Here is a 15,161-nt window from a genome sequence, read left to right on the forward strand (position 1 = left end):
ATCCATCACTTCAGTGGTATGCTCCTTTATCCAGTTTGCAAGTTGTGTCGTCAGGGCGGTTGGTCAGCCGCTGCTGTGAAAGTGGGTAGCGAAAATAAAGCTTTAGGAAAAAAGATGAAATACTCGTTACGACAGTTGATCCAATCCGTCCCGGAGCTTATGGAAACCGCGCAGGCATGCCGGGACCTTGGTTTGCCAAACTTTTATATCGCCGGTGGGGCCATTACCCAGCTCATTTGGAATCGCCTATCAGGTCGGCCACTGCTTGAGCAGGTGAAGGATTTCGATATTGTCTATTTTGATCGCGAACAGCACCGTTCTGAAGCGTGGTACGAAGATGAAATCAGCACGCGTATGAGCCATACCGTCGAAATTGATGTGAAAAATCAGGCGATTGTTCACCTGTGGTATCCACAGAAATTTGGCTGCGACATTCCAGCTTACGAGCGCGTTGAGCAAGGGATCGATTCCTGGCTTTCTGCTTTCGCCATTGGGTTTACGCTCAATACTGGTGGCTCTGTCACCATCTATGCGCCCTATGGCCTTGAAGATGCGTTCCAGATGAACGTCAAGCCCAATAAAATCGCGATGACCGAAGCCAATTACCGGAAAATGACTCAGAGTTTTAAAAACCGCTGGCCTTCAATTTCAGTGGCACCCTGGGATGAAGCGCCGTTTCAGGGGGGGTCATAATGTTTCACCATAGTTTCTTAATAAACCGTGGATAAACAGACATCGCCAGGTGCCATTTCCGGCACCTGGCTGTGGGTCATGAATCGTATTCCCGTGAATCGACATGTCGATCGTGGAGGATGCCGTAAAGTATTCGACGAACTCGCACAGCATCCCATGAGCTTTGAGAACATCGACGCTTTTAGGTAATTCAGAAAGCGACGGATAAACACCTTTGAAACTAATTGGCCTGCCGACTAAATTTAGGTTTTCGGATGGCGATGGCAATCAGGATGAGAATCAACAGGATATTCACGCCACCGAATATTGCTTCATTCATCAGGGCTGCTTCGAACCCCTGTTCGTCCTTGCCGAGCAGCTCGACGGAGCTTTGAATTGCCGGATAGACGAAGAAAAAGGTGTTGAGCAGGATCCCCACGAAACCGACGAGTTTGAGTTGGACCCAGCGTGCGCGAGGGATACCGCTCAGTAACACGCCGGTAAGTCCAGTGATACACATGGCGATAATCGTCAGATAAGTGGTGCTTTGAAGCACCCATTGGCGGTTCAGTGCGAGTGCCATCTGATTGGAATCCGGTACCAGCTCCCCGAGAAAGATATAGGTTGCAATACTGCCGAGAAAAATACACAGGCTGACGAGGTGAATGGTTTTGAGGATCGATCGCAACATAAGTTCTCCGTAACGTATTAAGTGGTTAGTGCGCTAACCTTTGGGGTAAAAAATTATCGCATGTTCATCAGGATTCTTTTTAAGAATACCTTCAGTAGTTCCGCTTCTTCTGATTCAAATCCCTTCAACGCTTTCTGATTAACCGAAATGGCTAAGTCGGGCAGTTCCAGCATCAGTGCTCGTGCAGAATCCGTTAAATAGATTTTGATCATCCTTTGATCAGCTGCGTCTCGCTCCTTGGTAATCAGGCCTTTATCGTGTAAACGCTTGATCACTCCGGACATGGTTGGCTTATCGAAAAAAAGTGATTTGCCGATATCACTAATCACCTGGCCGTCTTGCTCGGTTAAACGTGCTAGCACGGACCATTGAGCCGGAGTCAGGTTGTATGGGCGGAGTAAATTTTCGAGAGCATATTTCATCTCTCCGGCGGCTTTGTTCAGCAGAAAGCCAATGCTTGCGTCTAGTTTCATGCTTAAAGGTTAGCGCGCTAATTATATCGAGACAACTGATGTAGTTGTTTATGTGATAGAAGTCACCGAAAAATCATCGGGTTGCTAGGAACGGACTCTGTAGCAAACGGCAGGTTGGCACCAGATGTGATGCTACCAAGAATTCAATCCTCTGTGTGTCTCGGAATCCCGATGCTCACTGTCAGCTGTAATGGCTGTGGCTGGTTGAACTGCAAGGTATAGTGATTTTGCCGACAGATGTTGTCGATGATCGACAGCCCGAGTCCGAAGCGCTCGCTACTGGTTCTTGAGGCATCGATCTGAAACAGCGGCCGGGTGATTTTCGAGAGCTGCTCGTCACTGATTGGCTGAGTCAGCTGATTCGTGATGTCTAATTGGTACTGTTGGGAAACCCGTCGCCATCGGATATCGACGACACTGGCGTCTGGGCTGTAGAAAAGGGCGTTGTCGAGTAAGTTGCTCAGAATGGTTTCTAAGCTGAAGCGATCCGCCAGGAAAAACTCATGGGTTTCACATTCGAGGTGCAACCGCCGGGTAATATCGGGATATTTGAACGTTAAATCAAGCTGCGTCTGATCCAGTAAATCGTCAATCGAAAGCGGCTCCAGGTCGACGTTCAATGCCAGTGATGATGTTCGTTGTAACAGCAGTAAATTTTCAACAATGGTCTTCATGCGCTTCGCAATGGTCAGGATGTCGTGCTGGTAGGTTTTGCTGATGCGCTCATCATCCGGATAACGGATATACACCTCACTTAAGGCGATCATCTCCGCCAGCGGCGTTTTGAGCTCGTGGGCAATATCACCGGTGATGCGTTTTTCGTTCTGGATCAACTCGCGATTACTGCGAATGAAGGCATTGAGTTCGCGCCGGATCGGTTCAATTTCTTCGACCCGCGTTTCCGGCTCAGGCAAGGTATCGACGGTCTTCTCGTTGTGTTCCAGATAGCGGAAGCTTTTCAGATCCTGATTCAGTTGCTCAAGGGGCTTGAGGCCACTGTGGATCAACACGATGGTGATATATCGCATCAGGGCCATGGCAAACAGGAAGCAACCAATCAGGAGTCCGTCCACGATCCACAGCAGTCGGTTGAGTCCTTGTGCCGACTCATAAATCGTCAGCGACACCGGGATCAGCTCGCCTTGTTCACTCCTTGGCACAAAGGTGGACAAGGAAGCGCGGCCCAGCTCGCCATTGGGCAGGGTGACTTCAACGACCTTGTCGGTCCCCAACGGTAGTTTGGGGCGAATTAAGTCGCCATCGGGGTAGGGATCCAGTGTTGCTGAACGCTTGATGGCCCGATTGTGCTGCCAGAACTGGAAAAAATGCGGATCTTCATTGCTTTGATATTCCGGCATAAATTGCTCGTCAAAATCAAAGACCACTTGGTGATCTTTAATGATGGCCTGGGATTTCAGATAGTTAGCTTTGTTCAGCATCGACTGTTCGAACTGCTTTTCGACCCAGTCATCGAGCCCCAGATCGACCGAGAGAAATACGATGAATAAGATGGTGCCGAAAACGAGCGAGACAGAATTGACCAGATTGCGCTGAATGGAAGCAAACGGACTGCCTTTGAGCAGCAGGGTGAAGGGGAGCTTGGCGGGTATGGCCTGTTCGCCGGCATTATTGTCTTTGGGCCACATAACCAAACCCCCGTTTGTTTTTTACCGGTAAGATGCCGTTAAAAGCGCGGACTTTTCGACGAATTGCTGAGATGTGCGCCTCAATCGTATTCTTTGATAAAAAGTCGAAGTTGCCGACTACGGCTTCGCTGATCTGCTCAACGTTGACGACCCGATTGGGGGCGCTGAACAGGCATTGCAAGATCCTGAACTCATTCGGGGTCAGCTCAATCTCCCGGGCCCGGTAGGAGAAGGTTTTTTCAGCGACATTGAGGCAGAATTCTCCCACTCTCAGGCACTGGTCGATATGCTCCAAATGACCCCGCCGCATGATGGTCAGCACCCGGGCGTGCAGTTCTTCAAACGAGAAGGGCTTGGTCAGATAATCATCGGCCCCTTGCAGCAACCCTTCCACCCGATCCTGGGTTTCGGTTTTGGCGGATAAAATCAGGACACGGGTTTGCTTCTTTTGCTGTCGCAGCGCGTTGAGGATTTCCATGCCGCTGACATTGGGCAGCATCAAATCAAGAATAATGACGTCATAGTGATTGTTCAGCGCCATGCTTAGCCCGTGCGAGCCATCGCCGGTATCGTCGGTGGTAAATCCCAAATGATTCAGCCCGACCACCAGGCTGCGACGCAGGGGTTCGGAGTCTTCGATAATCAGTAGTTTCATGGCCTCACCCTCTCAAATGTACGCAATGTAAAGCATACGCCAGTTCGTGTTGAACGTTGATGGGTTTGGCCGGGTCAGGAGAGGCGGCGCTTCGACCTCGCGCAATGACGCGTGAGTCAAAAGCGGGCCTCCCTAGGCCCGGCATGGCAACAGCCCATTCACTTATGGCTGATACCAGCCTTTCTCATAAGCCAAACTGCCGAAGTTGGCGTAGGCGTGTGCTTCTTTGGTCAGCCGGGCATCCGTTTGGGTCGGAACCAGGTTTTCACCGTCCAGCAGGAAGGTTTGCGGCGTTTTATGCGGCTGGAAAACGATCGCTTTCCCGGCTTTTAAATAGGCGAAGTTTTTATCATATTGCAACATTGCCCGCGGCTGATCGGCCTTCAGTGGCTGGGTAAAGTCATTGCCCAGCATCGGATGCTCGCCGGAAGCGCCGATGAAAGAGAGCAGCGTCGGTCCTAAATCGATCTGGCTGGCCAGGCGGTTTTCGACCTGATGGGGGACATCCTGGCCAAAAATGACGGCCGGGATGCGAAAATGCCGGACCGGTACCAGGCTTGAGCCATGGACCCGGGAGTCATGGTCGGCAACCACCACGAACACCGTATCTTTCCAGTAATTGGACTGTTTGGCTTTGCGGATAAACTGCCCCAGCGCGTAGTCTGAGTATTTCGCGGCGTTGTTACGCGTCTGCTTCGGACTGTCATAAGGCGTGATTTTGCCATCCGGGTATTCGAACGGAGAGTGGTTCGACGACGTAAAGACTAAGCTAAAGAATGGCTTGCCTTTTTCTTGCAACTGGGTGAACTCCTTATCAGCCTGATCGTACAGGTCTTCATCGGAAGCCCCCCAGGACCCGGTGAAGTCGACTTTGTCAAAGTCAGCCCCTTCGACGATGTCCTGAAACCCATTGCCCAAGAAGAAGCTTTTCATGTTATCGAAATGGCTTTCGCCACCGTACACGAATTGGGTGTGATAGCCTTGCTGGGCAAGAAATCCGGCCAGGGTAAAGAAGTTTTGCTGAGATTTCCCGAGCTTAACCACCGAGCGTGCGGCGGTCGGCGTGAAACCGGTGACCACGGCCTCGATCCCCCGAACAGAACGGGTGCCGGTCGCGTACATCCGGGTAAAGTTCCACCCTTCATCCATCAGCTGATCAAGATTCGGCGTAAGCGGCAGGCCACCCAGTTTTCCGACGTAACGTGCCCCCAGGCTTTCTTGTAAAAGGATAACCAGGTTCTTCTTGCGCTCCGGAAAAGGACTGATATGCATCGTTTTCGTCGGCGCGAGTGGGTCGCCATAGTGAGCCTGCGAATCTTGCAGGGTCCGGCGAACCTCACCCAGCAGGGTTTGCGTGTCCATCGGACCGTAGTAGTCAGCGCTCGACATTTCGTTCTTCAATTGCTTGTAGGCGAATGCGACGGAGTAGGCTGAGTTCAGGCTTAAATCATTCAGTAAGTGGTCATTGGAAAATGCAACCAAGGCCGGGTTGATCGGCCGGTGGCCCAGGGTTCCGCGAGCGCCGAGCACCAACAGGCAAACCAGCAGCAATTGCAGGGTGATCTGCGACCAGAATGTCCCTTTGACCGCCAGGCGCCACAGCCGGTTATAGGCCAGTACCAGGGCTTTGCCGACCAGCACCAAGACGAGCAGCGTGGTGATCATTTCCAGCTTATAGCCGCCGAACAGCATCGAAAACACTTCTTTGGGATAGATTAAGTAATCAATAAACAGTCGGTTAGGGCGTAGGTCGTACTCAAGGATAAATGTGGGGGTGATAAGCTCGAAGAACAGCAGCAGCAAACTGCCGGCGACGAGATAGATCTTCAGTGGCAACCGCAGCAAACGGGTTTGATGCAGCAGGGTTGCGATGATCACCATCAGCAGCGCCGGGGCAAACAAATAGCCCAGGGCTGAGAGATCAATCCGCAAACCTCCGAGAAAGATCTGCTCGTAATCATTGACGGTAAAAACGCGCTCACTCTGCCAAATTGACAGCATGAAACGCGACAGGCTGAGGATAAATAAATCAATCAGTACAAAGCTGAGCAGAGGAACCAGCGGTCCCAATTTGATTTTTACGCGTTGGCTGGTTGGTACGGCGATTACCTGATCCACAGTACAACTCCCCACACCAGGCAAAGGCCGATGAAACTGAACATCACTAACGCAGATCCGATATTTTTGGCGATGCCGGACAGAGGGTGATATTCCAGACTGATGCGATCGACCACCGTTTCAATGGCGGTATTGACCATTTCGGCGAACAGAACAAACAGCATGGAGAGCAGCAGTAACAAGGTATGCAGTGCGGGCAGATCGAGCCAGAAGGCGAACACGGTCAGCGGCAGGAAAAGCAGCAGTTCTTGCTGAAATGCGGTTTCGTGGGTACACAGCCACTTAATACCGTTATAACTATGGACAAAAGTGTACAGGACACGACGAACGCCAGTCCGTTTGACGAGAATTTCTTGTTGCATGTTTCGGGTACTCTGTGGTCAGCGCATTAATAAATGGAGAAAAAAATTGGCGCATCATACCATCAAAAAAATGCTTTGATAGTTCAATCAGATCAAGGGTGACTGAGAAAACTTAAGATTCGCTTAAGAAACCCTGAGCGTTTACTGAGAAGGCCCGTCCGCAGGGCCGGAGGGTCTTGGAATTGTGGGAAATATTGGCAGGCGCGTGTCATGTGTGCTCCGACCTGCCGTGCGGTTCTTGGAAGATAATCGCTCAGCTTCCGCCAGAGTGAAGGTGCCAATACCAAGGTGCTAATACCAAGGTGCCAATACGAAGAGCACTGCGAAGGCCACTTGAGGTGGCCGGTTATACCAGGAAATCCTTTGGCAGGATGTTTTGCTCGACCAGAGCGTTGAGACGCTCGGCACATTTGCGCTGCAAGTGATCTCTGAGCAACCGCATTGCCGGGGTGATCGACTGCCGACTCGGGCAGATCAACCACAGTTCGGTGGTCCGGGATCTGTATGTCGGCATAACACTCACCACACGCCCGGACAGCAAATCATCCGCCATATCGAGGCAGGATTTCACGGCAATGCCTTTTCCTGCGACACACCAACGCCGCACCAAATCGCCGTCATTCGACATCCGATCGCCGCTCATTTTGATTTTGAATTGTTGATCGTCGCGGGTAAATGTCCAGGTATCGTGGGGAATATCCTGCAGTTGATAGAACAGGCCGTTATGCGACACCAGATCCTGGGGATGCTCCGGTTGACCCCGTTGCGCCAGATAAGCCGGCGTGGCGCACAGCAGGGTCGGGACATGGCAGATTTTAAACCCATACAGACCGGCATCGCTCGGCGAGCCGTATCGCAGTGCCATATCGACGGAATCGCGGTAGAAATCAATATTGCTGTCGCTGATATTCACCCGCAGGCTCAGTCCCGGGTGATCTGCCATAAACTCATCGACCCAGGGGAGCAGGCAGTTGCGGCCCAGGTCCGACGAAACGGCAATGCGCAGTTCGCCTTCAATCGCCCCCTGATCGGCACGGATGTTTTGCCGCGCCTGCTCCAGCATCAGCAACGCCTGCTCACATTGTGGGAGATACTTTTCTCCGGCGGTCGATAATCTGAGCTGTCGCGTGGTCCGCACAAATAGCTCGCCCCCCAGGGACTGCTCGACTCGTTTGACTGCGGCACTGGCGGTTGCGATCCGCATCCCCAAGCTGTGCGCTGCGGCGGTAATACTGCGAAACTCGGCCACTTTGAGCACGACTTTCAGGTCTTCAATCATCATATTTTCAAAAAATTATTGATAATGTTTCATGGATTAGGCTGTTTATCGCAGTGTAATAAAAAGCCACACTGGCTGCCAGTTCAACGTCCCTGAGGGGCGTCGCCTCACTGGAGAGACTGGAGAAAATATCATGAAAGCAATTGGATACAGAAAAGCACGCCCGATCACCGACAACGATGCCCTGGTCGATATTGAGCTCCCTCAGCCGATTGCCAGCGGCCGGGATCTGCTGGTGAAAGTGAAGGCCGTGGCGGTCAATCCGGTGGATTACAAAATCCGCCAGAACGTCTCGCCAACGGCAGGGGAGTACAAGGTGATTGGCTGGGATGCCGTGGGTGAAGTGGTTGCGACGGGTGAGGACGTCACCCTGTTTCAACCGGGCGATCAGGTGTATTACGCCGGCGATCTGACTCGCTCCGGCAGCAATGCAGAATATCAGCTGGTGGATGAGCGGGTTGTCGGCCATAAACCGAACAGTCTTTCTGATGCCGAAGCGGCGGCATTGCCGTTGACGACGATCACGGCCTGGGAGTTGTTGTTTGATCACTTCAATCTGCCGCAACGTTCGCCGGAGGCTGAAGCTGCAACGGATGACGTGATTCTGGTGGTTGGTGCCGCAGGTGGTGTGGGCTCGATTCTGATCCAGCTGGCTAAAACCCTGACCGGTGCGACGGTGATTGCGACGGCTTCGCGCGATGCATCCCGGGATTGGGTGAAAAGCCTTGGGGCCGATCAGGTGGTGGATCATACCCAGCCCCTTAAGCCGCAAATTGATGCGCTGATTGCGGCAGGGAAGGTCGGTCCGGTGACGCACATTGCCAGCCTCAATGCCACCCAGCAGTATTTTGACAGCTACGCTGATTTGCTGGTGCCGTTCGGCAAAATTGCCATGATTGATGATCCGGACGCACTCAACGTGATGAAACTGAAATCCAAGAGTTTGTCGCTGCATATCGAGTTCATGTTTGCCCGTGCCATGCATCAGGCGGCGGATCTGGACGCTCAACATCAACTGCTGGAGCGCGTCGCGGCGCTGGTAGATCAGGGGTATATCCGGACCACCGCCGGGAAACATCTCGGTGTGATTAATGCCGAGAATTTGAAAGCAGCACATGCCGAACTGGAGTCCGGTCGTGCCGTTGGAAAGATAGTTCTGGAAGGCTTTTGACTGGCCTGACGAACAGCGACAACTTAACGGCTCGATATTGTCGTCTGTCATGATGCTTTCAGAGTCGGATGGCGGTATCTGTGACACCATGGTTTAGGAACAGCCCGGCGGGCTGTTTCTTGCTCGGGCATCGCGGTCCGTCATACGATACCTCACGTTCAATTCAGGGTGACAGATGACGGAGGTGAGGGTGGTGTGAAAATAACCATCCCTGCAAAATAGTGCGATTAAATTCGACTTTCCTGTACCTTTAAACCATTCATTTCTTGCCATTCAGTGTGTAAATGCATTCAGTGGCTTATTCTTTCTGCTTTCTCTAAATCCATCAGGAATTGGTTCGTCACTGCGAAGGATGTTGGCGTACTGACACCCATGTAGGTTACCCTTTGTACACTTCCAAAAAATCAACCCCATTATTGATGATTTTGTCTATTTGTAAATTTTATGACAGATCAGTTAGTAAGAATCATGCAATTTTCACTTGGTTACACACCTCTCTTTTTTGTGAAACATTTCTGAAATAACAAGCGTTTGAATGTTAAATCCCTTGTCTTTCAATGGTTTTATGTGGCACGGCATTACCATTTTTGGAACGTTAGTTTTCATTTTGCGCTAGTGAGGTGGCTTGGTCTTATCCGGATAATGCGCTACCTGTAACAAATTGTTTCTTTTTGTAACCGTGATGTTTGGGGTGGTAACAGAGATTTGCAAGGGTGCAAATACTGCGACGACCTGTTCATGAATGGCAACAGACAGGATGATTTGTTCCAAGCTCAACAACAAAAATACGTATTAAAACCAATCGCAATGTCCTAAAAGTGCCAACTTTTATGTGGGAATATTGCAAAACAATCGAGAAAGTAAATGGAAGCCTCAAGATATAAGAACATCTTGTCGAGGGTGGGGTTGTTTAGTGCAATTTTAATGCTCTCCGGGTGTGAATCTGCGCTGCTGGATCCCAAGGGGATTATCGGTGTTCAGGAGAAAGAGCTGATCATTACAGCTTTGCTTCTGATGCTGATTGTCGTGATCCCGGTGATCCTGATGACAATCTACTTCGCTTACAAATACCGCTCTGATAATACCCAGGAAGAATATGCGCCTGAATGGGCTCATTCGACCAAGATTGAAGTGGTGGTCTGGACAGTTCCAATCATCATTATTGCCATTCTGGGCGTGATCACCTGGCGTTCAACGCACGCACTGGAGCCGTCGAAGCCGCTGGTGAGTGACGTGAAGCCGGTGGAAATCCAGGTGGTGTCTCTGGACTGGAAATGGCTGTTCATCTATCCGGAGCAAAACATTGCGACCGTGAATTATGTTGCCTTCCCGAAAGATGTGCCGGTGAACTTCAAGATCACCTCGGACAACATCATGAACTCCTTCTTTATTCCCCGTTTAGGCAGCCAGATCTACGCCATGCCGGGCATGGTGACGCGCCTGCACCTGATGGCGAACCACGCCGGTGAGTACAAAGGCATTGCAGCCAGCTACAGCGGCGAAGGTTTCTCGCACATGAAGTTCAAGGCCGTGGCTCTGGACGATCGCGCCAGCTTCAACCAGTGGGTTGAGCAGGTGAAGGCCGCGCCGCAGCAGCTGCATGATTTCAGCGATTATGAAGCCCTGGCGGAGCCGAGCATTGATGTTCCGGTGACGTTCTACTCGAAAGTACCGCACACCCTGTTCTCTGATGTTGTGATGCAGTTCGAAGGCGGAATGCACTCAGAAAAGTCGGAAGAAGGTCACATGGGCAATGGCCATATGAGCAACAACCATCCGAGCAACAACCATTCAGGTCACCACGCGATGGAACAAGCTCAGATGGACAAGGCTGAACACGAAGGTTAATGAGATTATGTTTGGAAGACTAACACTAGAGTCCATTCCTTATCATGAGCCCATCATTATGGTGACGCTTGGGGTGATTGCGCTGGTCGGTCTCGCGGTTGTCGCGATGATCACCCGTGCTGGGAAATGGCAATACCTCTGGAATGAGTGGTTTACTTCGGTCGATCACAAGAAAATTGGTTTTATGTACATCGCTGTGGCGATGATTATGTTGCTGCGTGGCTTTGCCGATGCGGTGATGATGCGAAGCCAGCAGCTGTTTTCTGCTGCGGGTGAAGCCGGTTACCTGCCGCCGCATCACTACGATCAGATCTTCACCGCCCACGGCGTGATTATGATCTTCTTCGTAGCCATGCCGCTGATCATCGGCCTGATGAACATCATCGTCCCGCTGCAAATCGGTGCGCGCGACGTGGCGTTCCCGTTCCTGAACAACCTGAGCTTCTGGCTGTTTGTGGTCGGTGTGATCCTGACCAACATGTCACTGGCGGTAGGTGAGTTCGGTCGTACCGGTTGGCTGGCATACCCGCCGCTGTCCGGGATTGACGCCAGTCCGGGCGTCGGGGTCGACTACTGGATCTGGGCACTGCAGATCTCCGGGGTAGGGACCACGCTGTCGGGTGTGAACTTCTTCACCACCATTCTGCGCATGCGTACCCCGTCGATGCCACTGATGAAGATGCCGGTCTTTACCTGGGCGTCGCTGTGCTCGAACATCCTGATCATTATCTCGTTCCCGATCCTGACCGTGACCATCGCGCTCCTAACGCTGGACCGTTACGTTGGTACCCACTTCTTCACTAATGACATGGGTGGCAACATGATGATGTATGTCAACCTGATTTGGGCTTGGGGTCACCCGGAAGTATACATTCTGGTGCTGCCGGTCTTCGGTGTGTTCTCAGAAGTAACGGCCACGTTCGCGCGCAAGAAGCTGTTCGGTTACACCTCGCTGGTTTGGGCAACGATTGTGATCACCGTGCTGGCCTTCGTCGTTTGGCTGCACCACTTCTTCACCATGGGCGGCGGCGCGAATGTGAACGCCTTCTTTGGCATTGCCACCATGATTATCTCGATCCCGACCGGGGTGAAGATCTTCAACTGGCTGTTCACCATGTACAAAGGCCGCATTACGTTCACCACGCCAATGCTGTGGACCATCGGCTTTTTGATCTCCTTCACGATTGGCGGGATGACCGGCGTTCTGATGGCGGTTCCGGGTGCGGACTTCGTACTGCATAACTCAGTGTTCCTGATTGCGCACTTCCATAACGTCATCATCGGTGGTGTGGTCTTCGGCTGTTTTGCCGGTATGGCTTACTGGTTCCCGAAAATGACCGGTTTCACCCTGAACGAAGCCTGGGGTAAGCGTGCCTTCTGGTGCTGGATCATCGGTTTCATTCTGGCCTTCGTCCCGCTGTACGCGCTGGGCTTCATGGGCATGACCCGTCGTCTGAGCCAGGATATCAACCCTGAGTTCTTCCCGCTGCTGGCCGTTGCGGCTTGTGGTACGGCGATTATTGCTGCAGGTGTGTTGTGTCAGTTCATTCAGATCTTCGTGAGTATCCGTGACCGTCACCAGAATGCTGACCTGAGCGGTGACCCGTGGGATGGCCGTACGCTGGAGTGGGCGACTTCTTCTCCACCGGCGTTCTACAACTTTGCGGTGCTGCCGAAAGGCGATGAGCTGGATGCATTCTGGTATCAGAAAGAGCGCGGCGAGCACAACAAAGATCAGGAAGCGGAATATCAGCCAATTCATATGCCGAAGAACACCCCAACCGGGATGTATGTTTCCGCATGGTCTCTGGTGTTTGGTTTCGCGATGATCTGGTACATCTGGTGGCTGGCGGCGATCGGCTTTGTCGGCATGATCGTGACCTGTATCCGCCACAGCTTCAACGAAGACGTGGACTACTACGTGACCGTTGAAGAAATCAAAGCGATTGAAGCGGAACGTCAAGCCAAGCTGAAACAAGCGAAAGGGCAAGTGACGTCCGGCAATGAAGATAACGATGATGATCTGGAGGTGACCTATGCAAACTAATGCGATTTCGCATGATCATGGTCATGATCACCACGACACAGCAGGCAACAAGCTGTTTGGCTTCTGGATTTACCTGATGAGTGACTGCATCTTGTTTGCAAGCCTGTTTGCAACTTATGCAGTCCTGGTTAACGGCACGGCCGGTGGCCCAAGCGGGAAAGACATTTTCGAGCTGCCGTTCGTCTTCACGGAAACCATGATGCTGCTGTTCAGTAGTATCACCTTCGGCTTCGGCATCATTGCCATGAAACGCAAAGATATTGCCGGTCTGAAACGCTGGATGGGGATCACCTTCCTGCTGGGCCTGGGCTTTATCATCATGGAAGTGTATGAGTTCCATCACCTGATTGAAGAAGGGTACGGCCCGGATCGCAGCGCGTTCCTGTCTGCTTTCTTCGCGCTGGTCGGGACTCACGGCCTGCACGTGACCTTCGGTCTGATCTGGCTGGCCGTGTGCTACTGGCAGCTCAATACCAAAGGCCTGAACGAGATGATGGAAACCCGTTTCCACTGTCTGAGCCTGTTCTGGCACTTCCTGGATATCGTCTGGATCTGTGTTTTCACCATCGTATATCTGCTGGGGGGCATGTAATGAGCCAACAACACGCTGATTCTGGGGTACAGGACTACGTCAAAGGCTTTATCGCCTCGCTGATCCTGACCATTATCCCGTTCTACTTCGTGGCGACGCAGAGCCTGCCGGATACCATCACTTACGTGCTGATGTTTGGTTGTGCCATTGTGCAGTTGCTGGTGCACCTGGTGTACTTCCTGCACATGGAGATCCGCACGGAAGACGGCCAGTGGAATATGATTTCCCTGGTGTTTACCGCGCTGGTGGTGTTTATCGTGATTGCCGGTTCCATCTGGATTATGTGGAACCTCAACGTCAACATGATGATGTAGGGCGTCATGATTAAAAGCTACATTTCCATTACCAAGCCGGGCATCATCATCGGCAACCTGATTTCTGTGGCGGCGGGGTTCTTCCTCGCCGCCAAGACAGAAGCGGCGGATATCGCATTGCTGGCGTTCACCTTGCTGGGTGTGGCCTGTGTGATTGCTTCCGGCTGCGTGGTGAACAATATCTTTGATCGTGATATCGACAGCAAAATGGACCGGACCCGGAATCGGATCCTGGTTCAGGATGGGTTGAATATCGATCATGTGTTTATCTACGCAGTCGCGCTGCTGCTGGTGGGAACCGCGGTGCTCTATCGCATCGCCAACCCGCTTTCAGCGGTGGTGGTGTTGCTGGGCTACGTGTTTTACGTGTTCTTCTACACCATGTGGTACAAGCGCACCTCGGTCTACGGCACCTTGGTCGGTAGCGTTTCCGGCGCGGTGCCGCCGCTGGTCGGTTACCTGGCGGTGACCAACTACATCAGTTTAGATGCCGTGTTGCTGTTTGCGCTGTTCTGCCTGTGGCAGATGCCGCATTCTTATGCCATCGCCATGTTCCGCATGCAGGATTACCGCGACGCGGGCATTCCGGTGTTGCCGGTGGTCGAAGGCATTGAGAAAGCGCGCAAGCACATGCAAGCCTACGTGGTGGCCTTCAGTGCGGTTGCGTTGGGCTTGTTCCTGCTGGGCAATGGCGGTTATGAATACCTGGCGGTGGCCTCGGCAGTCTGCCTGATGTGGACCCGGGTGACCTTCCGCAAAGTGACCGACGACAACTATGTCGACTGGTCCAAAGCGGTGTTCAAAACTTCGCTGCTGGTGGTGATGGGAATTAGCACGGTGTTGGGCGTTGAGCTGATCCCGCTGACGATCTAACCCCATATTTGACTTTACTTGGCTGAATCTAAGGCATCCTTCGGGATGCCTTTTTATGATCGTTGCTGTTCAGGCTGGTTGTTGTGTTGCTTACACCATCAACTGATATAGAAATGAAGTAGAAGGTGACATCATCTTCCCTTCGCTTAACGTCCGGCTCTGGTTGACGGGAAGGAAGTGCAACCTGATTGAAGTTAAGTATCTGAACACTATTGTCGAGCAAAGCCACTGGAAAGTGAAAGGTAAGATGCATCATGGCCTGGGATGGAAATCTGATGAAGGCGCCAAAGCCACCCTCACTGGCATAGAGCTGCGGTCGATGATTCAAAATTTTATCTGTGTGGGATGAATTCTACGTGCTGGCAGCCTAATCGTGTCTGGAAATCCATATTCATGTACTTCTGCATAACTTTGCGACAA

At 52.0% G+C, this 15,161-nt stretch carries 14 protein-coding genes and 1 pseudogene; 8 read left to right on the forward strand and 7 right to left on the reverse strand.

The features are described 5' to 3' along the window. Window positions 1-114: 114 nt before the first annotated feature. A complete protein-coding gene (locus tag VV869_RS11790) occupies window positions 115-693 on the forward strand; it encodes a nucleotidyltransferase family protein (RefSeq protein WP_443147313.1) in 579 nt (192 codons plus the stop codon). 220 nt (window positions 694-913) lie between these two features. Here the strand turns inward: VV869_RS11790 and VV869_RS11795 are convergent, their stop codons facing one another. The 7 genes from VV869_RS11795 to VV869_RS11825 form a co-directional block, all read right to left on the reverse strand. Continuing rightward, a complete protein-coding gene (locus VV869_RS11795; protein ID WP_337735108.1) occupies window positions 914-1,363 on the reverse strand; it encodes a hypothetical protein in 450 nt (149 codons plus the stop codon). Between the two features lie 53 nt (window positions 1,364-1,416). Next, the gene (locus tag VV869_RS11800; protein ID WP_337735109.1) at window positions 1,417-1,836 is read right to left on the reverse strand and encodes a MarR family winged helix-turn-helix transcriptional regulator; all 420 of its coding nucleotides are present in this window, start codon (window positions 1,834-1,836) and stop codon (window positions 1,417-1,419) included. 143 nt (window positions 1,837-1,979) lie between these two features. After that, complete coding sequence (locus tag VV869_RS11805; protein WP_337735110.1) at window positions 1,980-3,482, reverse strand: sensor histidine kinase; 1,503 nt, start codon at window positions 3,480-3,482, stop codon at window positions 1,980-1,982. Beyond that, window positions 3,463-4,137, reverse strand: coding sequence for a response regulator transcription factor (locus VV869_RS11810; RefSeq protein WP_337735111.1), 675 nt, complete (start codon window positions 4,135-4,137; stop codon window positions 3,463-3,465). Before VV869_RS11810 ends, VV869_RS11805 begins: the two co-directional genes overlap by 20 nt. 162 nt (window positions 4,138-4,299) lie before the next feature. Beyond that, complete coding sequence (locus VV869_RS11815; protein WP_337735112.1) at window positions 4,300-6,255, reverse strand: LTA synthase family protein; 1,956 nt, start codon at window positions 6,253-6,255, stop codon at window positions 4,300-4,302. Further along, complete coding sequence (locus VV869_RS11820; RefSeq protein ID WP_337735113.1) at window positions 6,243-6,617, reverse strand: diacylglycerol kinase; 375 nt, start codon at window positions 6,615-6,617, stop codon at window positions 6,243-6,245. Before VV869_RS11820 ends, VV869_RS11815 begins: the two co-directional genes overlap by 13 nt. Before the next feature lie 346 nt (window positions 6,618-6,963). Beyond that, entirely contained in the window at window positions 6,964-7,899 is a 936-nt protein-coding gene (locus tag VV869_RS11825; protein WP_337735114.1) for a LysR family transcriptional regulator, read from the reverse strand. 130 nt (window positions 7,900-8,029) lie between these two features. Between VV869_RS11825 and VV869_RS11830 the strand changes: the two genes are divergently transcribed. The 7 genes and pseudogenes from VV869_RS11830 to VV869_RS11860 form a co-directional block, all read left to right on the forward strand. Then, window positions 8,030-9,067: a zinc-binding alcohol dehydrogenase family protein gene (locus VV869_RS11830; protein WP_337735115.1), complete on the forward strand. Its 1,038-nt coding sequence runs from the start codon at window positions 8,030-8,032 to the stop codon at window positions 9,065-9,067. 864 nt (window positions 9,068-9,931) lie between these two features. Continuing rightward, window positions 9,932-10,915: a ubiquinol oxidase subunit II gene (gene cyoA / locus VV869_RS11835; protein ID WP_337735116.1), complete on the forward strand. Its 984-nt coding sequence runs from the start codon at window positions 9,932-9,934 to the stop codon at window positions 10,913-10,915. A gap of 7 nt (window positions 10,916-10,922) precedes the next feature. After that, on the forward strand, window positions 10,923-12,962 hold the full coding sequence (cyoB, locus tag VV869_RS11840) for a cytochrome o ubiquinol oxidase subunit I (protein WP_337735117.1): 2,040 nt from the start codon (window positions 10,923-10,925) through the stop codon (window positions 12,960-12,962). Further along, a complete protein-coding gene (cyoC, locus tag VV869_RS11845; RefSeq protein ID WP_337735118.1) occupies window positions 12,952-13,554 on the forward strand; it encodes a cytochrome o ubiquinol oxidase subunit III in 603 nt (200 codons plus the stop codon). Before cyoB ends, cyoC begins: the two co-directional genes overlap by 11 nt. Next, on the forward strand, window positions 13,554-13,868 hold the full coding sequence (gene cyoD, locus VV869_RS11850; RefSeq protein ID WP_255391797.1) for a cytochrome o ubiquinol oxidase subunit IV: 315 nt from the start codon (window positions 13,554-13,556) through the stop codon (window positions 13,866-13,868). The genes cyoC and cyoD overlap by 1 nt, the downstream gene beginning before the upstream one ends. A 6-nt stretch (window positions 13,869-13,874) precedes the next feature. Further along, on the forward strand, window positions 13,875-14,741 hold the full coding sequence (cyoE, locus tag VV869_RS11855; RefSeq protein WP_337735119.1) for a heme o synthase: 867 nt from the start codon (window positions 13,875-13,877) through the stop codon (window positions 14,739-14,741). A gap of 142 nt (window positions 14,742-14,883) precedes the next feature. Then, window positions 14,884-15,112: pseudogene (locus tag VV869_RS11860) on the forward strand (IS6 family transposase); the annotation flags it as partial. Window positions 15,113-15,161 lie beyond the last annotated feature (49 nt).

The organism is Photobacterium sp. MCCC 1A19761, from assembly GCF_037389125.1.
In the GTDB taxonomy this organism is placed as follows: Bacteria; Pseudomonadota; Gammaproteobacteria; order Enterobacterales; family Vibrionaceae; genus Photobacterium.